General features: G+C 69.3%; 21 protein-coding genes, 3 tRNA genes and 1 other RNA gene. 14 read left to right on the top strand and 11 right to left on the bottom strand.

Annotated features, from left to right (window positions below; all coding sequences use genetic code 11):
- Nucleotides 1-29: 29 nt before the first annotated feature.
- The 3 genes from T9R20_RS09280 to T9R20_RS09270 all read right to left on the bottom strand — a co-directional run bounded on the left by T9R20_RS09280 (nt 30) and on the right by T9R20_RS09270 (nt 4,662).
- Complete coding sequence (locus T9R20_RS09280) at nt 30-3,032, bottom strand: bifunctional [glutamine synthetase] adenylyltransferase/[glutamine synthetase]-adenylyl-L-tyrosine phosphorylase (protein WP_322409041.1); 3,003 nt, start codon at nt 3,030-3,032, stop codon at nt 30-32.
- Nucleotides 3,033-3,039: 7 nt separating this feature from the next.
- Nucleotides 3,040-4,377 carry a type I glutamate--ammonia ligase gene (gene glnA / locus T9R20_RS09275; protein ID WP_322409040.1) on the bottom strand — a complete coding sequence of 446 codons (1,338 nt, stop codon included), beginning with the start codon at nt 4,375-4,377 and terminating at the stop codon, nt 3,040-3,042.
- Between the two features lie 63 nt (nt 4,378-4,440).
- Nucleotides 4,441-4,662, bottom strand: coding sequence for an SPOR domain-containing protein (locus tag T9R20_RS09270; RefSeq protein ID WP_322409039.1), 222 nt, complete (start codon nt 4,660-4,662; stop codon nt 4,441-4,443).
- 78 nt (nt 4,663-4,740) lie between these two features.
- Here T9R20_RS09270 and ppgK point away from each other — a divergent pair, with 78 nt between their 5' ends.
- Together ppgK and T9R20_RS09260 are read left to right on the top strand one after the other, a co-directional pair.
- A complete protein-coding gene (ppgK, locus tag T9R20_RS09265; RefSeq protein ID WP_322409038.1) occupies nt 4,741-5,538 on the top strand; it encodes a polyphosphate--glucose phosphotransferase in 798 nt (265 codons plus the stop codon).
- 96 nt (nt 5,539-5,634) lie between these two features.
- Nucleotides 5,635-5,817, top strand: a complete 183-nt coding sequence (locus T9R20_RS09260) for a hypothetical protein (protein WP_322409037.1) — start codon at nt 5,635-5,637, stop codon at nt 5,815-5,817.
- Between the two features lie 27 nt (nt 5,818-5,844).
- Here T9R20_RS09260 and rnpB read toward each other — a convergent pair.
- The 3 genes from rnpB to T9R20_RS09245 form a co-directional block, all read right to left on the bottom strand.
- Nucleotides 5,845-6,205, bottom strand: an RNA gene (rnpB, locus tag T9R20_RS09255) — RNase P RNA component class A.
- Between the two features lie 42 nt (nt 6,206-6,247).
- Entirely contained in the window at nt 6,248-7,981 is a 1,734-nt protein-coding gene (locus tag T9R20_RS09250; protein ID WP_322409036.1) for a bifunctional 3'-5' exonuclease/DNA polymerase, read from the bottom strand.
- A gap of 34 nt (nt 7,982-8,015) precedes the next feature.
- Complete coding sequence (locus T9R20_RS09245; RefSeq protein WP_322409035.1) at nt 8,016-8,747, bottom strand: zinc ribbon domain-containing protein; 732 nt, start codon at nt 8,745-8,747, stop codon at nt 8,016-8,018.
- A gap of 130 nt (nt 8,748-8,877) precedes the next feature.
- On the opposite strand from T9R20_RS09245, the gene T9R20_RS09240 reads away from it, so the two are divergent.
- From T9R20_RS09240 to T9R20_RS09200, 9 genes are all read left to right on the top strand, one after another.
- Complete coding sequence (locus tag T9R20_RS09240) at nt 8,878-9,843, top strand: LLM class F420-dependent oxidoreductase (RefSeq protein ID WP_322409034.1); 966 nt, start codon at nt 8,878-8,880, stop codon at nt 9,841-9,843.
- 32 nt (nt 9,844-9,875) lie between these two features.
- Nucleotides 9,876-9,948 (top strand) — tRNA-Val (locus T9R20_RS09235).
- 49 nt (nt 9,949-9,997) lie between these two features.
- A complete protein-coding gene (locus T9R20_RS09230; protein ID WP_322409033.1) occupies nt 9,998-11,215 on the top strand; it encodes a M23 family metallopeptidase in 1,218 nt (405 codons plus the stop codon).
- A 170-nt stretch (nt 11,216-11,385) separates the two neighbouring features.
- Entirely contained in the window at nt 11,386-14,112 is a 2,727-nt protein-coding gene (gene aceE, locus T9R20_RS09225) for a pyruvate dehydrogenase (acetyl-transferring), homodimeric type (protein ID WP_322409032.1), read from the top strand.
- Between the two features lie 25 nt (nt 14,113-14,137).
- Nucleotides 14,138-15,331 (top strand): helix-turn-helix domain-containing protein, encoded by a 1,194-nt coding sequence (locus T9R20_RS09220; RefSeq protein WP_322409031.1) that lies wholly within the window; start codon nt 14,138-14,140, stop codon nt 15,329-15,331.
- A gap of 91 nt (nt 15,332-15,422) precedes the next feature.
- A complete protein-coding gene (locus T9R20_RS09215; protein WP_322409030.1) occupies nt 15,423-16,337 on the top strand; it encodes an ACP S-malonyltransferase in 915 nt (304 codons plus the stop codon).
- Entirely contained in the window at nt 16,334-17,335 is a 1,002-nt protein-coding gene (locus T9R20_RS09210) for a beta-ketoacyl-ACP synthase III (RefSeq protein WP_322409029.1), read from the top strand. The genes T9R20_RS09215 and T9R20_RS09210 overlap by 4 nt, the downstream gene beginning before the upstream one ends.
- Before the next feature lie 68 nt (nt 17,336-17,403).
- Entirely contained in the window at nt 17,404-17,652 is a 249-nt protein-coding gene (locus T9R20_RS09205; RefSeq protein WP_322409028.1) for an acyl carrier protein, read from the top strand.
- 61 nt (nt 17,653-17,713) lie between these two features.
- Nucleotides 17,714-18,952 (top strand): beta-ketoacyl-[acyl-carrier-protein] synthase family protein, encoded by a 1,239-nt coding sequence (locus T9R20_RS09200; RefSeq protein ID WP_322409027.1) that lies wholly within the window; start codon nt 17,714-17,716, stop codon nt 18,950-18,952.
- 157 nt (nt 18,953-19,109) lie between these two features.
- On the opposite strand, the gene T9R20_RS09195 is transcribed toward T9R20_RS09200, so the two are convergent.
- Both T9R20_RS09195 and T9R20_RS09190 read right to left on the bottom strand, forming a co-directional pair.
- Nucleotides 19,110-19,613 (bottom strand): DUF3145 domain-containing protein, encoded by a 504-nt coding sequence (locus tag T9R20_RS09195; protein ID WP_322409026.1) that lies wholly within the window; start codon nt 19,611-19,613, stop codon nt 19,110-19,112.
- Between the two features lie 179 nt (nt 19,614-19,792).
- Nucleotides 19,793-20,566 carry a hypothetical protein gene (locus tag T9R20_RS09190; protein ID WP_322409025.1) on the bottom strand — a complete coding sequence of 258 codons (774 nt, stop codon included), beginning with the start codon at nt 20,564-20,566 and terminating at the stop codon, nt 19,793-19,795.
- 152 nt (nt 20,567-20,718) lie between these two features.
- On the opposite strand from T9R20_RS09190, the gene T9R20_RS09185 reads away from it, so the two are divergent.
- Together T9R20_RS09185 and T9R20_RS09180 are read left to right on the top strand one after the other, a co-directional pair.
- Nucleotides 20,719-22,755, top strand: a complete 2,037-nt coding sequence (locus T9R20_RS09185; RefSeq protein WP_322409024.1) for a DUF262 domain-containing HNH endonuclease family protein — start codon at nt 20,719-20,721, stop codon at nt 22,753-22,755.
- A gap of 35 nt (nt 22,756-22,790) precedes the next feature.
- Nucleotides 22,791-22,864 (top strand) — tRNA-Ile (locus T9R20_RS09180).
- A gap of 19 nt (nt 22,865-22,883) precedes the next feature.
- Here T9R20_RS09180 and T9R20_RS09175 read toward each other — a convergent pair.
- On the bottom strand, nt 22,884-23,963 hold the full coding sequence (locus T9R20_RS09175) for a DMT family transporter (protein WP_322409023.1): 1,080 nt from the start codon (nt 23,961-23,963) through the stop codon (nt 22,884-22,886).
- A gap of 42 nt (nt 23,964-24,005) precedes the next feature.
- Here T9R20_RS09175 and def point away from each other — a divergent pair, with 42 nt between their 5' ends.
- On the top strand, nt 24,006-24,572 hold the full coding sequence (gene def / locus T9R20_RS09170; protein WP_322409022.1) for a peptide deformylase: 567 nt from the start codon (nt 24,006-24,008) through the stop codon (nt 24,570-24,572).
- Nucleotides 24,573-24,786: 214 nt separating this feature from the next.
- Here def and T9R20_RS09165 read toward each other — a convergent pair.
- Nucleotides 24,787-24,859 (bottom strand) — tRNA-Asn (locus tag T9R20_RS09165).
- Between the two features lie 64 nt (nt 24,860-24,923).
- A complete protein-coding gene (locus T9R20_RS09160) occupies nt 24,924-25,709 on the bottom strand; it encodes an ATP-binding cassette domain-containing protein (RefSeq protein WP_322409021.1) in 786 nt (261 codons plus the stop codon).
- Nucleotides 25,710-25,738: the final 29 nt, after the last annotated feature.

Genomic DNA, 25,738 nt, shown 5'->3' with positions numbered 1-25,738 from the left:
GGCGCAAGGTCGACAGCGGCTCGTGCGCCTCAGCCGTAGAAGAGACGCTCGAAGCTCCGCCGTGCCCGCCGCGCGGTGCGAAGCCAGTCCTCCTCGACCTGGGTGGCAGATCGAGGGGGGTACTCCAGCAGTCGGCCGATCCCGTCCAGCTTCTTCCGGTCCGTCGGCAGCACATCGCTCGTCTGCCCGGACAGGAGCGTGTTGGCCGAGCGCAGACGGCTGGCGAGCCGCCACGCCTCGAAGAGGCGCGCAGCGTCGGCCTCGGGCACGATGCCGGCGTCTCTGGCGGCCGTCAGGGCCACGGTCGTCGACGTGGTGCGCAGTGCCGGCACGGTGTGGGCGTACTGCAGCTGCAGCAGCTGCACGAGCCATTCCACGTCGCTGAGGCCGCCGGGTCCGAGCTTGAGATGCCTGGCCGGATCAGCCCCCTGCGGCAGGCGCTCGTTCTCGACGCGAGCCTTGATGCGCTTGATCTCGCGGAGTCCCGCCGGGTCGGGCGCAGCGGGGTAGCGCACCTCGTTGGCAAGGCCGGTGAAGGCGGTGATGAGCTTGACGCTGCCCGCCACGCCACGGGCACGCAGGAGCGCCTGGGCCTCCCACGACAGCGACCAGCGCCGGTAGTACTCCTCGAAAGCGTCCAAGGAGCGCGCGAGCGGTCCGTTGCGTCCCTCGGGGCGCAGCCCCGCGTCGAGGTCGAGCGGTGCGCGATGATCCTCGGAGTACTGCCGGAGCGCTCCGACGAGCTGCAGCGCCTTTCGCGCCGCACGCTCGGGGTCGATGCCGTTGGGTCTGTAGACGTACATGACGTCGGCATCCGATCCGAACCCGAGTTCGGCGCCGCCGAAACGACCCATCGCGATCACCGAGAAGTCCAGTGGCGCGTCCTCGGGCTCCAGCACGTCGCGCCGTACGGCACGGAGCGTCGCCTGGATGGTGACTTCGGTGATCGTGGTGAGGGCGTCCGCGAGCTCTTCGATCGTGAGGGTGCCGAGGATCGCCGCCATCGCGGTGCGCAGCAGTTCTCTGCGGCGAAGCGCCCGCACGGCGCGCATCGCGTCATCCGCATTGTCATGTCGGGTCTGGATCGCTCGCGCCTCCTCCTGCAAGGCGAGACCGCTTCGGGGGCGCAGCAGATCGGGGTCGTCCAGCCAGGCCGCGGATTCGGGGATCCACTCCATGAGCTCGCCGACGTATCGCGAACCCGACAGCACGCGGGTGAGACTCTCGGCGGCGCCCGACGAATCGCGGAGCATGCGGAGGAACCAGGGCGTGTCGCCCAGCCGCTCACTGATACGGCGGAAGGCGAGGAGCCCGTAGTCGGGATCCACGCCGTCGGCGAACCAGCGGATCATCACCGGCATCAGATGCCGTTGAATCGTGGCCTTCCGACTGAGACCGCTCGTCAGCGCGCCGATATGACGCAGGGCGCCCGCGGGATCAGTGAATCCGATCGCCGCCAGACGATCGTGTGCCTGCGCCGGCGACAGGGAACGCTCGGCCTCGGGGAGGCTCGCGACGGCCGAGAGGAGGGGACGGTAGAACAGGCGGACGTGGATGTCGCGGACCTCGCGTTTGATCGCCTCCCAGGTCTGCCAGACCCGCTCCCCCGTCTCCGCCAGTCCGGTGGCACGGGCGAGCACGCGCAATTCGTCGGGCGTCCGAGGCATGAGGTGCGTGCGGCGCAGGTGCCGCAGCTGCATCCGGTGCTCCAGCACACGGAGAGCACGATAGTCGCGCGAGAAGGCGGAGGCCTCGGCGCGGCCGATGTACCCCTCGGAGGCCAGCGCCTCCAATGCCGGGAGGGTTCCGCGCTGCCGGATGCGGTCGTCGGTCAGACCGTGGACGAGCTGCAGGAGCTGGACGGTGAACTCCACATCTCGGATGCCGCCGGGCCCGAGCTTGATCTGAACGGAGACCTCCTCGGCGGGGATGTGGTCGGTCACTCGCTCCCGCATGCGCTGGACGCTGTCGACGAAGTTCTCTCGCGCGGCGCTGGTCCACACCTTGGGCGCGAGAGCCGCGACGTACTGCTCGCCGAGCGCGGCGTCGCCCGCGAGCGGTCGGGCCTTGAGCAGCGCCTGGAACTCCCAGCTCTTGGCCCATCGGTCGTAGTACGACAGGTGCGACCCGAGGGTGCGCACGAGCGCCCCCTGCTTGCCCTCGGGCCGGAGGTTGGCGTCGACCTCCCAGAGCGGCGGCTCGATCTCGGCCCCTGAGATGCCGCGCATGGTCTGCACGGCCAGCCGCGTGGCGATATCGACGACCCGGCTCTCGCCGATCTTCGCGAGGGTGTCGTCATCGGCGCCGGCGACGAAGATGACGTCGACGTCGCTGACGTAGTTGAGCTCGCGGGCGCCGGCCTTCCCCATGCCGATGATGGCGAGGTTCGTCCGGGCCACCTGCTCTGCGGGGAACAGGCTCGCTCCTGCGGCACCGCGGGAGACCCGCGTCCGTGCGATCGCGAGCGATGCCTCCAGGGCCGCCCCCGCCGCGTCGGCCAGGCGCGCGGCGATATCGGGCATCACCTCGAGGGGGTCGGGGTGGAGCAGGTCGAACGCGGCGATCCGGGCGAGGAGACGCCGATAGCGCACGCGCAGTCGTACCCAGGCCTCCTCCCCGCCCTCCGCCGCGAATCCGTCCTCCGCTCCGATCGCGTCGAGCATCTCCTCGCGGAGCGTCTCGGGGCTCGGCAGGCCCAGACCGGCGCCGGCGAGCTGGGCCACTTCGTCGGGGCGACGCAGGAAGAACTCGGCGAACCCCGTCGATGCCCCCAGGAGCGCCCAGAGCGAACGCCATCCCTGCGGGTCGCTGTGGACGGCGCGCACCGGCTGCGCGTCGCGACGGGCGATCCGCGTGAGGGCGAGAAGCGCACCGTCGGGGTCCGCGGCCGCCGCCGCGGCTCGGAGCAGGTCGCCGCGAGGCACGTCGAGCGCCGTCGCGAGCTCATCCAGCATCTCCGCGCTCTCGGAGAGAGCGCTGAAGCCCAGCCGAGCGAGCTCGGTGAGAGACGACGTGCGCTCGCCCGTGCTCATGCGGGGATCAGAGCATCTCGAGGTTGCTCTTCAGCTCGAAGGGGGTCACCTGCGAGCGGTACTCCTGCCATTCGCGCCGTTTGTTCAGCAGCACATAGCTGAAGACCTGCTCACCGAGGGTCTCGGCGACGAGCTCGGATTCCTCCATGTACTCCAGGGCGTGGTCGAGGCTCGCGGGCAGCGGTGCGTAACCGAGGGCACGGCGCTCGGCGTCGGTGAGAGACCAGACGTTGTCCTCGGCCTCCGGCGGCAGTTCGTAGCCCTCTTCGATGCCCTTGAGGCCCGCCGCCAGCATGAGCGCGTAGGCGAGATAGGGATTGGCCGCCGAGTCCAGCGCGCGGTACTCCACGCGGGAGGACTGACCCTTGTTCGGCTTGTACAGGGGTACTCGCACGAGCGCGGAGCGGTTGTTGTGGCCCCACGTGATGAAGCTCGGTGCCTCGTCCCCGCCCCACAGGCGCTTATAGGAGTTGACGAACTGATTCGTCACCGCGGAGATCTCGTTGGCGTGTCGGAGCAGCCCGGCGATGAATTGACGCCCGATCTTCGACAGCTGGTACTGCGCACCCTCTTCGTAGAAGGCGTTGACGTCGCCCTCGAACAGCGACATATGGGTGTGCATCCCGCTGCCGGGCTTGCCGCCGAGGGGCTTGGGCATGAACGTCGCGTAGACGCCCTGCTCGATCGCCACCTCCTTGATGACCGTGCGGAAGGTCATGATGTTGTCGGCCGTGGCCAGGGCGTCGGCGTAGCGCAGGTCGATCTCGTTCTGACCGGGTCCGCCCTCGTGGTGGCTGAACTCCACCGAGATGCCGAGATCCTCCAGCATCCGCACCGACCGGCGACGGAAGTCGTGGGCGGTCCCACCGGGCACGTTGTCGAAGTATCCTGCCGAGTCGACCGGCTCGGGGCCCTCGGTGCCGAACGACGACGACTTCAGCAGGTAGAACTCGATCTCGGGGTGCGTGTAGAAGGTGAACCCCGCGTCGGCGGCCTTCGCCAGAGCGCGCTTGAGCACGTGGCGGGGGTCGGCCACGGCGGGCTGGCCATCGGGGGTCGTGATGTCGCAGAACATGCGAGCGGTCGGGTCGATCTCGCCGCGCCACGGCAGGATCTGAAAGGTGCTGGGGTCGGGGTGGGCGAGCAGGTCCGACTCGTACGACCGCGTGAGCCCCTCGATGGCGGAACCGTCGAATCCCAGCCCCTCCGAGAACGCGCCCTCCACCTCGGCCGGCGCGATCGCGACCGACTTCAGCGTGCCGATGACGTCGGTGAACCACAGGCGGACGAACTTGACGCCGCGTTCCTCGATCGTGCGCAGTACGAAGTCCCGCTGCTTGTCCATGGGTTCCCTTCCGCCAGGTTTCGCGGGCGCGGGGGCCGTGCCGGCCGCCGCGCCGAGGTCAGACTAGTTCGCGCCGTCGCTGCCGGCCGGACGGCTCTCCCAGCCGTCCTCGCGGGCTTCGTCCTCGGCCCACGCGCGGGAGCGCTCACGCAGGACGTCGGGCGCCTTCGCCGCTTCCTCCGGGGTGTCGAAGGGCCCCGCGCGGTCGATCGCGGGCGACTCGAAGCCCTTCTCGACCTCGCCGGTGGTCAGGTTGTACCAGTACTTCTCGCTGTCGTGTGCCACGTTGACTCCTCGGATCGCCCACGGATCATCCGCTGGGTCGATCCTACTGATCGACGGTGGCGTCGATAGGCTTGCGCCATGGCTTCTGACGCGACGCGCGCCGTCGGCATCGACATCGGCGGCACGGGCATCAAGGGTGCGGTGGTGGACCTGAAGGACGGGACCCTCCTCACCGATCGGGTGAAGGTCTCCACTCCGAAGGGTGCCGAACCGCCGGATGTCCTCGAGGCGGTCAAAGAGGTGCTCTCGCGCCTGGAGATCAGCGAGGACGCCATTCCGCTCGGCGTCGCCTTCCCCGCCATCGTGAAGAACGGCACGACCCTTTCGGCCGCGAACGTGTCCGACAAATGGATCGGGTTCGAGGCGGAGAAGTTCTTCGAGGACGGCCTCGGTCGCGACATCTACTTCGCCAACGATGCCGATGTCGCAGGGGTCGCCGAGATGCGCTACGGCGCCGCGCGGGACCAGAACGGGCTCGTCATCCTCACCACCCTCGGCACGGGGATCGGCTCGGCGGTCATGTACCGCGGAGTGCTCATCCCCAACACCGAACTCGGTCACCTCCAGCGCGCCAAGCACGGAAAGGACGCCGAGGCGTTCGCCGCCTACTCGGCGATGGAGCGCGAGGAGCTCTCGTGGGAGCAGTGGGCCGAGCGGCTGCAGTGGTACTACGACTACGTGCAGTTCCTCTTCAGCCCCGACCTGTTCATCGTCGGCGGCGGCGTCAGCAAGCACGCCGACAAATTCCTCCACCTGCTGTCGTTGAAGACGCCGATCGTGCCCGCGACGCACCGCAACAACGCGGGGATCATCGGCGCCGCCGCCCTGTCGCTCGGTGCGGCACCGCAGCTGGCCGACGTCACCGTGGCCGATTGAGATGAGGCAGGCTGACGTCATGACGATGGAGAGGATCCCGCAGGCCCGTCAACGGTAGCCCCATCCCGGGGCCGCCCATGACGAAGGGACGCCCCTGTGCGTGCTGTGCTCTGCAACACCCTCTTCCGCCTGTTCGGCCACCGTGCCTGCTGCGGTCGGATCCCTGAATGGACCGCTCACGTCGGTCAGCGCTGGGACACCTACGACGTCGCGCCGCTGAACCTGTACAACGTCATCTGGTCCATCCAGAACTGGATCCGCTGCGGCATGACCGACTGATCCGCCCTCGCCCGGGGTGGGGAGAGGCGAATGGGCCGGCCTGTACGCCGGGTTCTGTCCGGGGGCGTGAGCCCCGTGGACGGTCATCTCTCTCGGCGACACGTTGCCGTGCCGCTCCAGCGGCCTACCCGAGGACTCGGCGAGCCGCGTCAGCATCCTCTGTCTGGCCTTGCTCCGGGCGAGGTTTACCGTGCGGGTCGTGTCACCACGACCCCGGTGGTCTCTTACACCGCCGTTTCACCCTTACCGGGGTCTCCCCCGGCGGTCTGTTCTCTGTGGCACTGTCTCGCGGATCACTCCGGGTGGGTGTTACCCACCGCCCTGCCCTGTGGAGCCCGGACGTTCCTCGGCGCGGGCGAACCCGCGACGCGACCGTCTAGCCGACCCATTCGCGGTCCGAGTCTATCGCCGACCCGCGACGCGTCCGGGGTCAGGCCTTGGCAGCAGTCTCGGTGATCCGAAGATCCAGGGGGAAATCGAGCGGGAAGTCGCCGAACAGCAGCCGAGTGGCCGAGACGGATGCCGCGCGCACCGCATCGGCCACGTCCTCGGCGTGCGAGAGCGGGGCGTGGACGATGATCTCGTCGTGCAGGAAGAACGCGAGGTGAGGATGTCGCGAGAACACCGGTCCGGAAGCCTCTGCCGGAGGATCCACCGCGTCGCCGCCGAGTGCGTGGAGGCGCCCCCGCAGGTCTGCGATCCAGGCCAGTGCCCACTCGGCGGCGGTGCCCTGCACGACGAAGTTGCGGGTGAATCGTCCTCGGTCGCGGGCGCTGCGCCTGGCCCGTTGCTGCTCCGCCGACGACGCGTCGGATTCGCTGGCGCGCTTCTGCGCCGCACGCCATCCCGGCCCTGGTGGCGGGGAGGTCCTTCCCCACCTCGTCCGGACGACACCGCCGTCCTCCCCCACCCGAGCAGCCTCGTCGACGAGGGCCATCGCCCGCGGGAACGACCGCCGCAGTCTCGGCACCAGGCGCCCGCTCTCCCCCGTCGTCGCGCCGTACATCGCGCCGAGCAGCGCCATCTTGGCGTCCGATCTCGTCGCCACCGCGCCCGTCGTCACCACACCCTCGTAGAGATCCCGTCCCCGGGCCGCGGCGGCCAGGGAGAGATCGCCGGCCATCGCGGCGAGTACGCGCGGTTCGAGCTGAGCGACATCGGCGACGACGAGGCACCATCCGGGATCAGCGCGCACGGCCTGTCTCAGCACCCGGGGGATCTGCAGGGCGCCCCCACCGGAGGAGGCCCACCTCCCCGTCACCACGCCGCCGGGCACGTACACCGGTCGGAAGCGCCCGTCCTGCACCCAGTCGTCGAGCCATGACCAGCCGTTGGCCGTGAGGAGCCGGGACATCCGCTTGTACTCGACCAGCGGTGCGATCGCGGGATGCGTGTGCCGCTCGAGCTCCCAGCGGGTCGTCGTCTCGACCTCGATCCCGACCCGGTGCAGTGAACGAAGGAGCTTGGGAGGCGAGTCGAGCGACGCCCCGGGGTCCCCGAGCGCGCCGCGGATCTCGTCGGCCAGCCGTCGCATCCGGTCGGGCAGCGCGCCGGTGCGCGGGCGAGGGCCGAGGATCTCCGCGAGCACGCGGTCATGCGTGTCGACATCCCACGGCAGACCCGCCTGCCTCATCTCGACCGCCGCAAGAGCCCCGGCCGATTCGGCGGCGAGGAGCAGCCGCAGGTCGCGCGGCGAGCTGCTCGCCGCGATCGCGTCGCGCTGCCATGCGAACTCGCGCAGCACAGCGGGGATCGCGTCCGTCGGAGACGACCCCCCGGCGTCGGAATCGAGGGAGAACAGGGCGTCGGCGCTCTCCGCCTCGGCGACCTCGGCCGGCGCGTCCCACCTCGGGTCGGTCATCGCCGACAGGTCCTCGGGCAGGTCGCTGCGCCCGCGCAGGATCGCGTGCGCGAGGCGGAGGTCATGACATCGCGCGATGCGCACGCCGACGGCGAGCAGCGGAGGATACAGCGCCGCGGTGTCCGACCAGACCCAGCGCGGCGCGCGCCGAACCTCCGTCTCCGCCACCCAGGGCGCAAGGTCGGTCGAGGCGATCGCGCGTCGCTCGCACTCCGCCCCGGCCGCATCGAGGATCACCGCCTCCCAGCCGTCGGCCATGGTGCCGAGTGCCACCCAGGCGATGTCCGTCGCCGGCGCGCTCATGCCGCGGCCGCCGGTCGCGGGGTCCGGGGCGGTCTCAGACTCCGGACTCCTCGGTGCGGACGAGGATGCCACCGCATTCCGGGCACGTGACCACCGTGTCATCCGGGGTCTGCCGGATCCGCTGCAGATCGGTGCCGGACAGCACCATGTGGCACCCCTCGCAGGTCTGACGGCGGAGGAGACCCGCACCCACGCCGCGGGCGGCGAGGCGCTCGTACATCGCCAACAGGTCGGATGCGATCGATCCGGCCACGGCGTCGCGGTCGCGCTGGGCGGCGGTGAGCGAAGCCTCGGCCTCGGCCACCGCGCGTTTGGCCTCGGCGCTGAGCCGGGCACCCTCCTCGTTCGTGGCGCGGATCAGCTCCTCCTGCTCGACCACCGCGGCCTCCGCGACATCGAGCTTCTCCATGACCTCGAGCTCGGCGTCCTCCAGGTCGCGCTTACGACGCGCGAGCGAGGCGAGCTCGCTTTCGAACCCCTGCGCCTCCCGCGAGTTCGAGCTGGCCGCCAGTCGCTGCTCATCACGTGCGCGGCGGGCGTCGACGACGGCGACATCGGATTCGATCCGCGCCAGTTCTGCCCGCAGGTCGTCGCGAGCCCCGGCACGGCGGCTGAGCTCCTGCGTCAGCTCGGTGCGGCGGGCGAGGAGTTCCTTGACCCGCTCCGCCTGCGGCGGGTTGCGCCGGGCGTGCTCGGCCTGACGGATACGGGTGTCCAGGTCGGACACCTCGAGGAGTCGGCGCTGATCGGCGGGAGTGGCGTTCACGTGACCAACCTACCCGCCGCCTCCCTCTTGCCGTCGGGAGTCCCCTTCCCCATCACGTCCACGAACGCAACCCCCTGCCGGGGCGCGGGCCGGTCCGTAGCGTGGGCGCCATCGACCCTGAGGAGAAGCGATGACGAACTTCGGCTACACCCTGATGACCGAGCAGAGCGGACCGAAGGACCTGGTGCGCCACGCGGCGCAGGCCGAGGACGTCGGCTTCGACTTCGAAGTATCCAGCGATCACTACTCGCCCTGGTTGACCTCGCAGGGGCACGCCCCCTACGCGTGGACCATGCTGGGGGCGGTGGCTGCCGTGACGGAGCGGGTGGAGCTCATGACGTACGTCACCTGCCCGACCGTGCGCTATCACCCGGCCGTCGTCGCGCAGAAGGCGGCCACGCTGCAGCTTCTCTCCGACGGCCGCTTCACGCTGGGACTCGGGTCGGGTGAGAGCCTCAACGAGCACGTCGTCGGCGAGGGATGGCCCGGCGTGGACGTGCGCCAGGACATGCTGGTCGAAGCGATCGAGATCATCCGGGCCCTTCACACCGGTGATCTCGTCACGTACGACGGACAGTACTTCCGGGTCGACTCCGCCCGCGTCTGGGACGCCCCCGACGGCGGCGTGCCGCTCGCCACGGCGGTGTCGGGGCCGAAGTCCATCGCGCGGTTCGCCTCACTCGTGGATCACATGATCGCCGTCGAACCCGAGACCGAGCTCGTGTCCGGGTGGGATGAGGCCCACGAGACCCCGTCGCGCAAGATCGGCCAGATCCCCATCTGCTGGGATCCCGATGAGGATGCTGCGATCGAACGCGCTCACGAGCAGTTCCGGTGGTTCGGGCTGGGCTGGCCGGTGAACTCCGAATTGCCGACGCCGGCGAGCTTCGCCGCCGCGAGCCAGTTCGTGAGGCCGGAGGACGTCGCCGACGGCATCGCCTGCGGGCCCGACCTCGACAAGATCGCCGAAAGCGTGCGGCCCTATATCGAGGCGGGGTTCACCGACGTCGCCCTCGTGCAGATCGGCGGCGACCACCAGGAGCGCTTCCTCGCCGAGGCCGCCGGTCCCCTGCTGGAACGGCTGCGCGCGCTGTAAGGGCTTCTCGCAGCCTCGTAGACTGAGCTGAGGGGCCTTTAGCTCAGCTGGTAGAGCGCCACGTTTACACCGTGGATGTCGTCGGTTCGATCCCGGCAGGGCCCACCGCGGAAATCTCTTGCCACGCTGACTTTCACCGTTCAGACTGGGCCGCGTGTCACACCGTCGTACCCGGCTGGCCGCCGTCGCCGCCATCGCAGCCCTCACCCTCACGGGGTGCACCACGCCCGCCGCGTCGACGTCGACGCCGAGTCCCGAGGCGTCGCCCGACGCGGGCCTCGAGGAGGTCTTCACACCGGTCCTCGGATCGGTGCTCGCCGAGCCCGAGGCGTACCCGGCGACGGACGGTCTCGTTCACATCGCCTACGAACTCGTGCTCAGCAACGTGCTCAGTCAGGACGTCACCCTCGACGTCGTGAGAGTCACGGACGGTGAGGACACGCTCCTCGAACTCGGCGGCGACGCGTTGGCGCCCTGGGTGCGTATCTACGGCGGCGATGCCGGATCGCTGGTGATGGGGCCCGGGCAGCGTGCGCTGGTCTGGCTCGATGTCACGGTTCCATCGATGGACGAGATCCCCGAGACCATCGTGCACGAGGTGCAGATCTCCCCCGAGACGACCATCGAACCGGTGGTCACCTCCCCGATGACCGAGACGATCGCGCCCACGGCGGTCTCGTCGACCGAACCCATCGTCATCAGCCCGCCGCTTCGCGGTGAGGGGTGGTTCGACGGCAACAGCTGCTGCGGGGTGACGCCGCATCGTGCCGCGATCAATCCGATCAACGGGGCCCTTCACGCCCCCGAGCGCTACGCGATCGACTACGCCCAGCTCAACGCCGACGGCCAGATCTTCGACGGGCCGCGTGACGAGCTGGAGAGCTACGCCTATTACAGCGCCGACATCCACGCCGTCGCCGACGGTCCGATCGTGGCGATGGTGTGGGACCTGCCGGAGCAGACGCCGGGGGCCAATCCGACCGGGCTGAGCGTCGCCGAGTACGGCGGGAATCACATCGTGCAGGACATCGGCGGCGGCCATTACGCCTTCTACGCCCACCTCCAGCCCGACAACCCGCTGGGCGTGGAGATCGGTCAGGAGCTGCAGGCAGGAGACGTCATCGCGCGCCTGGGGAACACCGGCAACACCGACGAGCCGCACCTGCATTTCCACGTAATGGATTCGCCGCTCCCCCTTGCCTCCAACGGCCGGCCCTTCGTGTTCGAATCGTTCGAGCTCGAGGGGATCGTCCCCGAGGACGGCATCGACGCGTGCGCCTCGGAGCCGGAGCCGTGCGACGTCGAGACGGCTGAGGCCGGAGCACGGGAGGCGGTCGGACCGCTGTCGGGCGACGTGATGACCTACCGCTGAGCGCGATTTCCTCGACGGCGAGACTTTCGCGCGCCCGTGGCCCGCCCGCGCTCTCGACGAACCAGGGAGTCGCTAGGCTTGTCGACGGTGTGTTGTGCGGAGCGAACAAAGCGATCCGCACGTCCATGGTGATTATCTGGCACGATCTGCCAGCCGAAGAAAGGTCTCTTGTGACTGTTCACGACCAGGATCCGTACTCTCAGGGCCCGCAGGACAGCGATCCGGAAGAGACCTCGGAGTGGCAGGAATCGCTCCAGCAGCTGGTCCAGGCCAAGGGACCCCAGCGCGGTCGCGAGATCATGCTCAGCCTTTTGAAGGCGTCGAAGGAGCTGCACCTCGGCGTCCCGATGGTTCCCACCACCGACTACATCAACACCATCGCGGCCGAGAACGAGCCGGACTTCCCCGGTGACGAGGAGATCGAGCGGCGCTACCGTGCGTGGATCCGCTGGAACGCGGCGATCACCGTGCACCGGGCGCAGCGCCCGGGCATCGCCGTCGGCGGCCACATCTCGACCTACGCGTCCTCGGCCGCGCTGTACGAGGTCGGATTCAACCACTTCTTCCGCGGGCAGGACCACCCATCCGGCGGTGACCAGATCTTCATCCAGGGTCACGCCTCGCCCGGCACCTATGCGCGGGCCTTCCTCGAGGGCCGTCTCACCGAAGCCCAGCTCGACGGCTTCCGTCAGGAGAAGTCGGCGGCCCCCAACGGGATCCCCTCCTACCCGCACCCTCGCCTGATGCCGGAGTTCTGGCAGTTCCCGACGGTGTCGATGGGCCTGGGTCCCATCAACGCCATCTACCAGGCGATGACGAACAAGTACCTCACCAACCGCGGGATCAAGGACGTCTCCGACAGCCAGGTCTGGGCGTTCCTCGGTGACGGCGAGATGGACGAGGTCGAGAGCCGCGGTCAGCTCCAGGTCGCCGCCAACGAGGGGTTGGACAACCTCACGTTCGTCATCAACTGCAACCTGCAGCGTCTGGACGGCCCCGTGCGCGGGAACGGCAAGATCATCCAGGAACTGGAGAGCTTCTTCCGCGGCGCCGGGTGGAACGTGATCAAGGTCATCTGGGGCCGCGAGTGGGACGACCTCCTCGCCCGCGACAGCGAGGGCGCGCTGCTGAACCTCATGAACGTCACGCCCGACGGCGACTACCAGACCTACAAGGCCGAGAACGGCGCCTACGTCCGCGAGCACTTCTTCGGGCGCGACGAGCGCGCCGCCGCCCTCGTGAAGGACTACAGCGACGAGCAGATCTGGAACCTCAAGCGCGGCGGACACGACTACCGCAAGGTGTACGCGGCGTTCAAGGCCGCCGCCGAGCACAAGGGCCAGCCGACCGTCATCCTCGCCAAGACCATCAAGGGGTACGGCCTGGGTCCTCACTTCGAGGGTCGCAACGCCACGCACCAGATGAAGAAGATGACGCTCGACGACCTCAAGCTCTTCCGCGACGCGATGCACATTCCGGTCAGCGACGCGCAGCTCGAGGAGAACCCCTACCTCCCGCCGTACTACAACCCCGGACCCGACGACGAGACCATCCAGTACCTGCACGAGCGTCGCCGTGCCCTCGGCGGGTACCTGCCCGAGCGGCGCACGCACCACGTCGGCCTCGAGCTCCCCGGCGACCAGGCCTACGCCCTGCCGAAGAAGGGTTCGGGCACGCAGGAAGTCGCCACGACGATGGCCTTCGTGCGACTGCTGAAGGATCTGCTCCGGGTGAAGGACTTCGGCCACCGCATCGTACCGATCATCCCCGACGAAGCGCGCACCTTCGGCATGGACGCCTACTTCCCCACCGCGAAGATCTACAACCCCAACGGGCAGCACTACACCTCGGTCGACCGCGAGCTGCTGCTGGCCTACAAGGAGAGCCCGCAGGGCCAGATCGTCCACGTCGGCATCAACGAGGCGGGGGCCCTGGCGGCGTTCACCGGCACCGGGACGACCTACTCCACCCACGGCGAGCCGCTCATCCCGGTCTACGTCTTCTACTCGATGTTCGGCTTCCAGCGCACCGGCGACGCTCTGTGGGCGGCCGGCGATCAGATGGCGCGGGGCTTCCTGATCGGAGCCACCGCGGGTCGGACGACGCTGACCGGCGAGGGTCTCCAGCACGCCGACGGGCATTCTCCGCTCCTGGCCTCGACCAACCCCGCGGTGGTCAGCTACGACCCCGCCTACGGCTACGAGATCGCCCACATCGTGCGGGCGGGCATCGAGCGGATGTACGGCGGGAACCATCCCGACCCGAACGTCATGTACTACCTCACCGTCTACAACGAGCCGATGGTCCAGCCCGCCGAGCCGGAGGGCGTCGACGTGGAGGGCATCGTCCGCGGCATCCATCGCATCGCCCCCGCCACCGGCGAGGGCGCACGCGCGCAGATCCTCGCCTCGGGCGTCGGCGTGCCGTGGGCCCTCGAGGCGCAGCAGCTGCTCCGCGACGACTGGGGCGTCCAGGCCGACGTGTGGTCGGTGACCTCGTGGGGCGAGCTGCGCCGTGACGGCCTCGCCGCCGACGAGCACAATTTCCTCCACCCCGACGGCGAGCAGCGCACCGCATATGTCACCGACAAGCTCGCGGGCACGCCGGGACCGGTGGTCGCGGTCAGCGACTTCGAGCACGCCGTGCAGGATCAGATCCGCCCCTGGGTGCAGCACAACTTCCACACCCTCGGCGCCGACGGGTTCGGATTCTCCGACACCCGCCCGGCGGCGCGGCGGTGGTTCAAGATCGACGGACCGTCGATCGTCGTGAAGACCCTTCAGGCCCTCGCCGCCGAGGGCACGGTGGATCGCTCCCTTTCGGTGCAGGCGATCGAGAAGTACCGCCTGCACGACGTCAGCGCAGGCACGAGCGGGAACGCGGGCGGCGAGAGCTGATCCCGACGCCGTGACGCCTCCGAAGATGGACAAGGCCGAAACCCTCGCATGGCTCCGGCGCATCTCGGGCGACCTCGCCACGGCCACGATCAAGCGTCTCGAGGATTCGCTGCCGTGGTACGCCGAGATGCCCCCGGCGCGCCGGTCGGCAGTGGGACTGGTCGCCCAGGCGGGTATCAGCTCGTTCATCCAGTGGTACGACGATCCGGATTCCACGCCCTGGATCGCCGCGGACATCTTCGCCGCCGCACCCCGTGAGCTGCTGCGAAGCGTGTCGCTGACGCAGACGCTGCAGCTGATCCGCGTCACCGTGGAGGTGACCGAGGAGCGGGTGGCGGGCAAGGACGAGAATCTCCGCGAGGCGATCCTGCTCTATTCACGCGAGGTCGCCTTCGCCGCCGCGGACGTCTACGCTCGCGCGGCGGAGGCCCGTGGCCTGTGGGACGCGCGCCTGGAGGCGCTGGTGGTCGATTCCATCCTCACCGGCGAGGCCGATGAGGAACTGCCGAGCCGGATCGCCGCGCTCGGTTGGCACGGTCACGGCGAGGTCGCGGTCCTCGTCGGCACGACCCCCCCGCAGTTCGACGTCGACCAGCTGCGGCGCACCGCCCGCAAGCTCGGCGTCGACGTGCTCATCGGGGTGCAGGGGTCGCGGCTCGTGCTCGTCGTCGGCCGCGCCGATTCGCCGCGCGGTGACGACACCCCCACCGATCTGCCCTTCGATGAGATCGCGCGGCGTCTCGAACCCGGTTTCGGTACGGGCTACCTCGTGCTCGGTCCTGCCGTACCCGCCCTCGTCGACGCGAGTCAGAGCGCCCGGGCCGCCCTCGCCGGGTTCGCCGTCGCCCGCGCGTGGCGTCATGCCCCGCGGCCCGTCGAAGCCGACGATCTGCTCCCCGAGCGCGCACTGGCGGGCGATCCGCTGGCGAAGCAGACGCTGGTGGAGCGGATCTACCGCCCGTTGCAGAGCCACAGCTCCGACCTCGTGACGACGCTGTGGAGCTACCTCGACAACGGCCGGTCGCTCGAGGCGACGGCGCGCGAGCTCTTCGTGCACCCGAACACCGTCCGCTATCGGCTCAAGCGGGTGTCGGAGGTCATCGGGTGGGATGCCACGGGACCCCGTGAGGCCCTCATCCTGCAGACGGCCCTGATCCTCGGATCGATCGGAACGGATGCCACGCGTCGACGTTCTCCTGGACCGCGACGGGTCGGGTGACCCCCTTCCTGTGCGAAACGCACAAAGCCTCTGGCCATTTCTGTGTCGTGACCTCCAGAAGCCGCCGCACGATCATTGAAAGGATGGAACCGTGATCATCGCCGTCTTCCCCGGGCAGGGTTCGCAGACACCGGGGTTCCTCGCCCCGTGGCTGGAGATCCCCGGCGCCCGAGAGACGATCGAGATCTACTCCGACGCCGCCGAGGTCGACCTCGTCGCGGCCGGAACGGAGTGGGACGCCGATCGCATCCGAGACACAAAGATCGCGCAGCCGCTCATCGTCGCCGCCGGCCTCCTCGCCTGGGGCGAGCTGGGCCGGCCCCGTCAGGTGGCGGGCGTCGCCGGGCACTCCGTCGGTGAGTTCACCGCGGCCGCCGCTGCCGCGATCCTCCCCGACGCCGAGGTGCTGCGCCTCGTCGGCGTCCGTGGTCGGGCGATGGCGGATGCCGCGGCGCAGGCCGACACCGGGATGAGCGCTGTCATCGGCGGCGACGAGGCCGCGGTCCTCGAGAAGCTCGCTTCGCTGGGCCTGACGCCGGCCAATCACAACGGCGCCGGACAGATCGTCGCCGCCGGAGCCCGCGCCGACCTCGATCGCCTGGCGGCCGAGCCCGTCGCAGGCACGCGGGTCATCCCCCTGCAGGTCGCGGGCGCCTTCCACACGGATTACATGGCACCCGCGGTGACGACGCTCCGGGACGCCGCCTCGCAGACCGTGGGCGGTGATCCGCTGCGGACGATCTGGACGAACCGTGACGGCGCCGCCGTGGAGTCCGGGCGGGCGTTCATCGATCTTCTCGTCGAGCAGGTGGCCTCGCCGGTCCGATGGGATCTGTGCATGAAGAGCTTCGCTGCCGCCGGGGTCACCGGCATCATCGAACTGACCCCTGCGGGTACCCTGACCGGGCTCGCCAAGCGGGCGCTCCGCGGCATCCCGACCGTGGCCGTGAGGACCCCCGACGACCTCGCCGCCGCCGTCGAGCTCTGGGAAGGATCCTCCGAATGACCGTCTCCCTCCGCCAGCCCACCGGCGCCGCGCACACCCGCATCCTCTCCTACGGCGCTTCCCGCGGCGAGCTCACCGTCCCCAACGACGACCTGGTCGGTCCGATCGACTCCAGCGACGAGTGGATACGTCAGCGCACCGGGATCGTCACCCGCATGCGCGCCGGAGCGGGCACCGATGCCATCGACCTGGCCGCCGAAGCCACGCGGGAGGCGATCGAACGCTCGGGTGTCGATCCCGGCGCAATCGATCTGGTGATCTGCGCGACGATCAGCAACCCCAAGCAGACCCCCTCGGTGTCGGCGATCGTCGCCGATCGCGTGGGCGCCAATCCCGCGGCGGCCTACGACGTCAACGCGGCGTGCGCCGGCTTCGCCTACGGGGTCGCTCAAGCTGACGCGCTGATCCGCGCCGGAGCGGCGCACTACGCGATCGTGGTGGGAACCGAGAAGCTCAGCGACGTCGTGGACCCCGCCGACCGCAGCATCTCCTTCCTGCTGGGCGACGGAGCCGGAGCCGTCGTCGTCGGCCCGAGTGAGACACCCGGGATCGGACCGACGGTGTGGGGATCGGACGGCTCCAAGTCGGACGCGGTCGGGATGAACCACACGCTGACCGATTTCCGTGACGGGAAAGCGCCGTGGCCGACGCTTCGTCAGGAGGGTCCCACCGTCTTCCGCTGGGCGGTGTGGGAGATGGTGAAGGTCGCCCGCGAAGCGCTGGAGGCGGCCGGTGTCGAGGCATCCGATCTCGCCGCCTTCATCCCCCACCAGGCCAACATGCGCATCATCGACGAGTTCGCCAAGCAGCTGAGGCTCCCCGACACGGTGCTGATCGGGCGCGACATCGAGACGACCGGCAACACGTCGGCCGCGTCGATCCCGCTCGCCACGCACCGGCTGCTGGAAGAACACCCCGAGCTCAGCGGCGGACTGGCGCTGCAGATCGGGTTCGGCGCGGGACTCGTCTTCGGCGCGCAGGTGATCGTGCTCCCGTGAGCGCGGGACCCACGACCCTAAACTGAACGGGGCCCGACCGGGCTTCCCCCGAGAAAACAGGAGAAACGATGGCATTCACCAACGACGAGGTCCTCGCCGGGCTCGCTGAGCTCATCACCGACGAGACCGGAATCTCGGCCGACGAGGTAGCGATGGAGAAGTCGTTCACCGACGACCTCGACATCGACTCGATCTCGATGATGACGATCGTCGTCAACGCCGAGGAGAAGTTCGGCGTGACGATCCCCGACGACGAGGTCAAGAACCTCAAGACCGTCGGCGACGCCGTCACCTACATCACGTCGAACCAGGCGTAGCGCCCTCCGGTGGGGGCCTTCGGCCCCCACCGGCACGATCCACCGAGGAATTCACCTTCGCATGAGCACGTCACGCATCGTCGTCACTGGAATAGGCGCGTCCTCCCCCATCGGCGCGACCGCGCCCGACAGCTGGGAGGCGCTCCTGGACGGGGCGTCCGGAACCCGGACTCTGGAGCACGAGTGGGTCGAGCAGTATCAGCTGCCGGTCACGTTCGCCGCGCAGGCCAAGGTGCGTCCTGACACCGTCCTCGAGCGTCCGGTCGCCAAGCGGCTCGATCCGGCATCGCAGTTCGCCATGGTCGCGGCGATGGAGGCGTGGGAGGATGCAGGGCGACCCGAGGTGCCGTCCGAGCGGCTGGGCATCGACTTCGCCACGGGCATCGGCGGCGTGTGGACACTGCTCGATGCCTGGGACACCCTGCGCGAGAAGGGTCCGCGTCGGGTCATGCCGATGACGGTTCCGATGCTCATGCCGAACGCCGCGGCGGGCAACCTCTCGCTGCACTTCGGCGCTCGAGCTTTCGCGCGCACCGTGGCCAGCGCCTGCGCCTCGAGCACGGAGTCGATCGTCAACGCCGTCGAGCATCTGCGCGCGGGTCTGGCCGACGTCGTCATCGCCGGGGGCACCGAGTCGGCGATCCATCCGATCACGATCGCCTCCTTCGCCTCCATGCAGGCCCTCTCGCGTCGGAACGACGACCCCGCCACCGCCTCGCGCCCCTGCAGTGTCGACCGCGACGGATTCGTCATGGGCGAAGGAGCCGGGGTTCTGATCCTCGAGACCGAGGAGCACGCGCGCGCCCGCGGGGCCAAGATCTACGCCGCCGTCGTCGGCGGCGGTGTGACGGCGGATTCGTATCACATCACGGCCAACGACCCCGAGGGGGTGGGCGCCGCCCGGGCCGTGCGGATGGCGCTGGAGATGGCGGATGCGTCGCCCGATGATGTCACGCACATCAACGCCCACGCCACATCCACTCCGGTCGGAGATCCCAACGAGTACACGGCGCTGAAGGCGATCTTCGGCGACCGGATCGACGAGATCCCGGTCTCTGCTACGAAGGCCTCGACCGGGCACCTCCTCGGCGGCACGGGCGCCCTCGAGGCGATCTTCACCGTGCTGGCACTGCGGGACCGCGTCGCCCCGCCGACCATCAACATCACCACGCAGGACCCCGCGGTCCCCTTCCGCATCTCGGGTGAGCCGGTTGCGCTCGATCAGGGCGACCAGCTCGCGATCAGCAACTCGTTCGGTTTCGGCGGACACAACGCCGTCGCCGCCTTCGCCACCGTCTGAGTGCCGCCGTCCTGCGAAGGCAGAGGCCCCCGACCTCGGTCGGGGGCCTCACCTGTCTCCGTGCGCCGATTCGCGGTCCCGATCCCCGGGAGCAGTCACCGATCCACCGGTAGTGGCGCCTCGCGCACGGGATTCATCCGTCACACCATCGGGCGCGTCATCCCACCTTGTGCAGCCAGACGACGGATGCCTCGTCGCCGGCGTGACGGAAGGGTTCGAGCTCGTCGTCCCAGGCGGCGCCGAGTGCGACGTTCAGCTCACGCTGCAGCTCCTGTGCGTCGCCGGCGGCGATCTCCATCGCGTAGCGCAGGCGGTCCTCTCCGATGACGATGTTGCCCGCGGCATCCGTCTGGGCGTAATGGATTCCCAGGCCCGGGGTGTGGAGCCAGCGGCCGCCGTCGCTGCGGGGGGTGGGGTCCTCGGACACCTCGAAACGCAGGTGCTCCCACCCGCGGATCGCCGTGGCGAGGGCGGCTCCCGTGCCCGCCGGACCCTCCCAGTAGAACTCCGCCCGTCGGCTTCCCGACAGCACGGGCTGGTCGGCCCACTCGAAGGTGACGGGCCGACCCAGGGCGCGGCCTACCGCCCACTCGAGGTGGGGGCACAACGCGCGTGGCGCGGAGTGGATGTAGATCACTCCACGCGCAGTGGTTGTCGCCATGATGTCTCCGTTTCCTCAGGTACGTCTTCCCCTACGACCTGTGAAACGACATGTCCGGCGTGTTCGGTTGTGCGGCCATTATCACCCGACCATCTGCGGAATCACAAGCGTGTGATTCCCGACACGCCGAAGGTCCCGGCGCAGAAGCGCACCGGGACCTTCTGGAGGGGTGGGGCGACTCAGGCCTCGCTCATGGCCAGCTTCTCCTGCTGACCCTTCGCGGCGTAGTACGCGGCGCGCGCGGCGTCGCGGCGAGCCTGCTCGACCTGGCCGGCTTCCAGCACGTCCTGCGCGACCTCGACGTTGTCGGCGTGCGGAACGCCGTTGTACTTCTCGATGTAGGCGTCCAGCTCCGCGCCCGACTCCCATGACGTGATGAGGCAGTAGCGCGGCTCGCTGCCGAGGTGCGTCGCGGCGTGCCAGAGGCGCTGCGTGTCGATGATCAGCTGAGCTCCGGCCGGGAGCGCGATGCGCACCTCGCCCTGCGGGTCGGTGCGGTTCTCGCGGAGGACGAAGAAGCTGTCCTTATCGTCGGTGAGGTTGAAGAACCCGCGGACGACCCACCCGGTGCCATCCGGGTTCAGGCGGTTGTTGTCGTCCTGGTGGAGGTTGTACAGGCAGTCCGCGTACGAGTTCGGCTGCAGCTCGATGATCCGGCAGCGGCCGACGTTCGCACCCGGCTCGAGGGCCCGCTCGGTGAGGGTCGGTGCGATCGCGGTCTGCGCGTCGATCCACACGCCGTCCTTGTCGGTGCGCGGCGGCTTGTGGTTCCAGAAGCCGTTGCACTCGATCTCGCCCTTCGCCGAGGCGAGGGGTGCGAAGCGGGTGTCGCCCGAGGACTTCCAGTCGACGTACTCAAGGTCGAGCCACTCCTTGGGGTCGATCTCCTTGCCGTAGCTGTCCAGCACCACGTAGCCGGTCTCTTCGAGAGCGGCCGACTTGATGTAACCCATAGCGTTATGCCCTTTCGTAGGTGGCCAGCACGTTTTAACAGGCCAACTAAGGCAAGCCTACCTCCGGCGGGCGCGGGAGCCCGGGGAGGCGGCACGCGTTCATTAGACTCGACGCGGTCCGCCCGCGACATCCGGAGGAGAGAACCGCGCCGATGGTCACCGCCACGAACGTCGATGCCACCGCCGTCAACACCCTGCGGTGGCTCGCCGCCGGCGACCGCACGATCGTCGTCCCGGTCTATCAGCGGCAGTACCGGTGGGACATCGGAAACTGCGAACAGCTGCTCACCGACATCCGCGCCGTCGCCGACCTCGATGACCGGCACATGCACTTCATCGGTTCCGTCCTCTCGGCGGTCTCGGACGAGGAGCTCGTCCTCATCGATGGTCAGCAGCGCATCACGACGCTGATGCTTCTCGTGGCAGCCCTCCAGCATGCCGTCGGCGATGCCGACCCCGCGCTGTCCGCGCAGCTGCGGGATGTCCTCCTTCGCGAGGGGGAACCGGGCGCCGGACCGCGGACGACATTGCGCCCCCACCGCGCCTGGGCGGACGTCTTCCGCGCGGTCGTCCTGGGCGACGACGCCGACCCGGCGGTGCGCGCATCGCGCTTCGCCGACAATTATGCGTTCTTCCGGAGCCAGGTCTCCCCCGATGAGGCGCCGCACATCTGGCGGGGCCTGCAGAAGCTCGAGCACGTCGCCATCAGCCTGGGTTCAGGCGCCAACGCGCAGCAGATCTTCGAGAGCCTGAACTCCACCGGTGAGCCGCTGCGCGACCACGAGCTGATCCACAACTACGTGCTGATGGGACTCTCCCATGCCGAGCAGGTGCGGATCGAAGAGGAGTACTGGCTCCCGATCGAGCAGGCGACCGGCGAGAGCATCGCCGCCTTTTGGCAGCAGTACCTCGTGATGCGGACGGGCCGCGAGAGCGAGGATGCGGGCGGTCGAGGCGTCTACGACGTCTTCCGGCACGAGTTCCCGCGCCTGGAGCCCGGATCGCTGGACGCCCACGCGGCCGAGTGGCGGGAGTACGCCGAGATCCACCGCACCCTTCGCGAGCCGGGCCGCGAACCGGACGATCGGATCTCGCGACGCCTGGCCGGTGTGGGCGTCTTCGGTTCGGTCGCGTTCCCGCTCGTGATGCGGGTCTACCGCCGCTTCCGCGCCGGCGACCTCACGCGCGAGGCGCTCCTCGCCCTGCTCCAGCAGGTGGAATCGCTGCTGCTTCGCCGGACGATCGTCGGGATCGGGACCGACCGGATCGTCGCGCGACTGTGTCGCGCCGAGCAGGAAGGGGCGGGGGCGCTCACCCGGGCGCTGGCTCGCATAATGCCCAGCGACGAGCGCGTCTCAGTGGCCCTGAAGTACTCCGATCTCCCCCACCCTGACTACGTGCTCACAAGGCTTTTCGACGTCGACGTCGACGTCGACGTCGACGCGGGCGCCGGGTGGGACGTCGATCACATCGTGCCCCTCACGCCCGGAGAGGGCTGGAGCGGCGACGGCGTCCGCCCCTGGATCGAGTACTCGGAGGACGAGCAGAACAGTCACCGGGCCCTCGCACGCACCCTCGGGAACCTGGTGCTCATCGAGGAGGAGCACGGGATGCAGGTCTTCGATGCGTCGTTCCCCGTCAAGCGCGACGGATACCGGCGCTCAGCCGTGCCCGCCACGGCTGAGGTGGCAGCCCGGGACAGGTGGGGAACCAGGGAGATCTCGGCCCGCTCGGCCGCGCTGACCGCGCAGTTCGTGCGCGTGTGGCCGCGCCCGGATGTCTCGGGCATCGATGACGACGGGCTGACCCCGGTCCTGGACGCCGTCCGCCGACGCGGCTGGCCGCGGGGCTGGGAGCGCGAGTGGGACTATGTCGAGTACCGCGGTGAGCACTGGGAGGTCAAGGACGTCCGGTACCTCTTCCACCGCGTCTTCGCGCGTCTGTGGGCCGATGAGCGGGACGCAGTGGTCGCCTACAGTGCGCGCCGGGGCGGCCCGGTCTATCCGGAGCGGGCGTGGACCGGGCAGTGGGACGCGCTGGACGCCGATCACCACCTGTATCTCGGCTGGGACTCCAGCTACATGCTCAGTGCCGTGCAGGGCGTGCTGACCGAAGCCGGCATCGCCGAGGAGGTCTTCGTGAAGTACTCATACATCGGGGCGGTGATGTCGACCGGCGTGCGCCGATGAACACGGATGCGTCCGGCCGCTAGGCTCGGAGGCGAGGGGCGGTGGCCAAGCTGGTGAAGGCAGCGGGCTCATAACCCGACGATCGTGGGTTCAAGTCCCACCCGCCCTACAGATGTCGCCGCGGAGGCTCAGCGGCGCGGGTCGTCACGATCGCGAACGGGCGGTTCGGGCCAGACCTTGGCCACCGCCTCGGTGACGCGGATGGATCCCGTGCTGGGGCCGGTGACCGTGCCGTCTCCCCCGGAGCCTCGGGGAATAGGGATCTCCTTGCTGTCGCTGACGATCTGAGGGTGATATCGCGCCAGCTGGAAGACGCCCCAGACCGCGATCACGCCGGCGACGAGGAAGCCGATGTTGGCCCAGAGCGGTGCCGTGGCAGCTTCGCCGAGGACGATGAGACCGATCAGGATCGCGACGATCGGGTCGATCACCGTCAGTCCGGCGATGACCAGATCGGGCGGTCCAGACGAATACGCGGTCTGCACGAAGTAGGCGCCCACGCCCGTGCCGACGAGCAGCGCCACCAGGCAGAGGAGGGTGAGCCACTCGAAGTTCTGATTCTGGATCCGCACGATGACGACCTTCGCCAGCGTCGCGACGAAGCCGTAGATCACGCCGGCCGCCATGATGTAGAACAGGGCGCCCATCCGCTTGCGGAGCCACACCCAGAGGCCCGCGAAGGCGACGGTCACCGCGGCGAGGATGAGCAGGATCGTGATGAGCTGCCCGTCGGAGATCGGCGACTCCGTGGCGAAGAAGGCGGCGATGGTGACGAAGATGAAGATGCCTCCCACGCACGCGCCGATGGCGATGAGCGAGCGCTTCGTGGGCTTGTGGCCGCTGATGCGCGCATTCAGCAACGTGGTGATCACCAGGGCGATCGCGCCGAGGGGCTGGACGACGATCAGGGGGGCGAACGACAGCGCGGCGAGTTGGCACAGGATCGCAAGGACGAGCATCGCCGTGCCGATGACCCACGACGGCCGCGAGAGCAGGCGGAGCAGCTGCCCGCCGCTGAGGCCCCCCGCGCCGCCGGCCCCGCTGATCTGCTCGACCTTCGCCACGCCGCGGTGCTGATACTGCGCGCCGAACGACATGAACACCGCGCCGAGAAGCGCCAGGGGGATGCCGATGAGCAGTCCGGGATTCTGGAACACGCCGACGAGGACCTCGCCCACATCGTCCAGTTGTACGTCCGCGCTCAGCACCCCTCGACCATACCTGCCGAGTCCCGTCGATAGGCTCGAGACATGGCCGTTCGAGCGATTCGCATCATGGGAGACCCGGTGCTCCACGCCCCCGCCGCCCCCGTGGAGGAGATCACCGAAGACATCCGCTCGCTCGTGGCGGACATGTTCGACACCATGGACGCCGCCCCCGGTGTCGGGCTCGCCGCCCCCCAGGTGGGTGTGCCGCTGCGGATCTTCACCTACTCCTACGAGGACGACGAGGGTCTCCCCTGGCGCGGAGTGATCATCAACCCCGACCTCTGGATGCTGCCGACGGTTCCTGGTGAGCCCGACCCCGACGAGGAGTCGGAGGGCTGCCTCTCGTTCCCCGGGGAACGGTTCCCGCTCCGCCGTTCGGATCGGGTCCGCGTCACCGGGCACGACCTCGACGGGCGGTCGGTCTCGCTCGAGGTGGACGGATGGCGCGCCCGCATCCTCCAGCACGAGTTCGACCACCTCGACGGCGTCCTGTACATCGACCGACTGGACGACGGGGAGTGGAAGACGGTGCAGAAGATCGCTCGCAAGCGCGGCTGGGGACGCCCCGGCTCGTCGTGGATGCCCGGCGTCGACGACCTCGACGCCTGACAACAGCCGTCGTGCGGCCATAGGGCGGCTACGGGGCGGCCACAGGGCGACGTCGCCGTCCGCCCCACATGCGACCCGTCAAGAAATGTCGCCCACCGCCGTCCGCCACAGCATCCATCGACGGGTCGCGATCGCTTACAGCGACGGAAGTCGGTCCGTACGTCGTGGCGGATACGAAGAAACGGCCCGGGGGTGGAGCCCCGAGCCGTTTGCGCTCCCCCACTTGGACTCGAACCAAGAACCTATCGGTTAACAGCCGATTGCTCTGCCAATTGAGCTATGGAGGAATGTCCCTCGCCGAAGCGCGGGCAACCCGACCATGCTAGCAAACCCGCGAGGGTGCCCGTGACATCAGGATGCGGCGTGCCGCCGGTCGTCGGCGCCTCCGGGCGTCCAGAGCAGGTCGTCGAGATGCCGCCCGGCCGCCACCGGGTGCCCTCCGCGCAGCACGAGCACCTGCGCGTCGAGGTCGCGCGCGACATCCTCCTCATTGGTGACGATCACACTGGCCATCCCGGCGTCGTCGCGACGCCGGCGGATGGCGTCGTGTGCCGCCCGGCGCACCTCGATGTCCATGTTGGCGAAGGGCTCGTCGGCGAGGAAGACCTTCGGCTGGAGCATGAGGGCGCGCGCGAAGGCGACGCGCTGGCGCATGCCTGCGCTGAGTTCGTACGGGTACTTCGCCGCCGCACCCAGGGGGAGCATCATCTCGTCCAGCAGCGCGGCGACCCGGATCGACAGCGCTCGCTGATTGACGCGGCGATCCCGGCTCGTCACGGGCTCGGCGATCGTCTCCGACACCGTCAGCCGTGCAGGCAGCTTCGCGCCGGCGCTCTGCGGCAAGTACCCGGCGACGTAGGTCAGTACGCGGTGCTTGCGTCCCGGGTGACGGACCGAGATGCCCTCGACCACGGCGTCGCCGCCGACCACCCCGAGATCGGCCGGGGCTTGTCCGGCGAGCACCGTCAGCAGGCTCGACTTGCCCGAGCCCGTGGCTCCCATGATCGCGAGCGTTCCGGCGCGCGGAAGGAGGAACGAGACGCCTTCGACGACACGCAGGGCGCCGGGGCGGGGATTCCACGCCAAGGAGAGGTCGCGGCTGTGGATCGCGACGTCGTCGTCTCGCGGCGGGGCCATAGCCCCATCATGCCTCGTCGCCGGCCGGT

The sequence above is a fragment of the Microbacterium invictum genome, from assembly GCF_034421375.1.
Taxonomy (GTDB): Bacteria; Actinomycetota; Actinomycetes; order Actinomycetales; family Microbacteriaceae; genus Microbacterium; species Microbacterium invictum_A.
The sequence above is the reverse complement of the archived record's forward strand: the minus strand, read 5'-3'. Positions and strand labels throughout refer to the sequence as shown.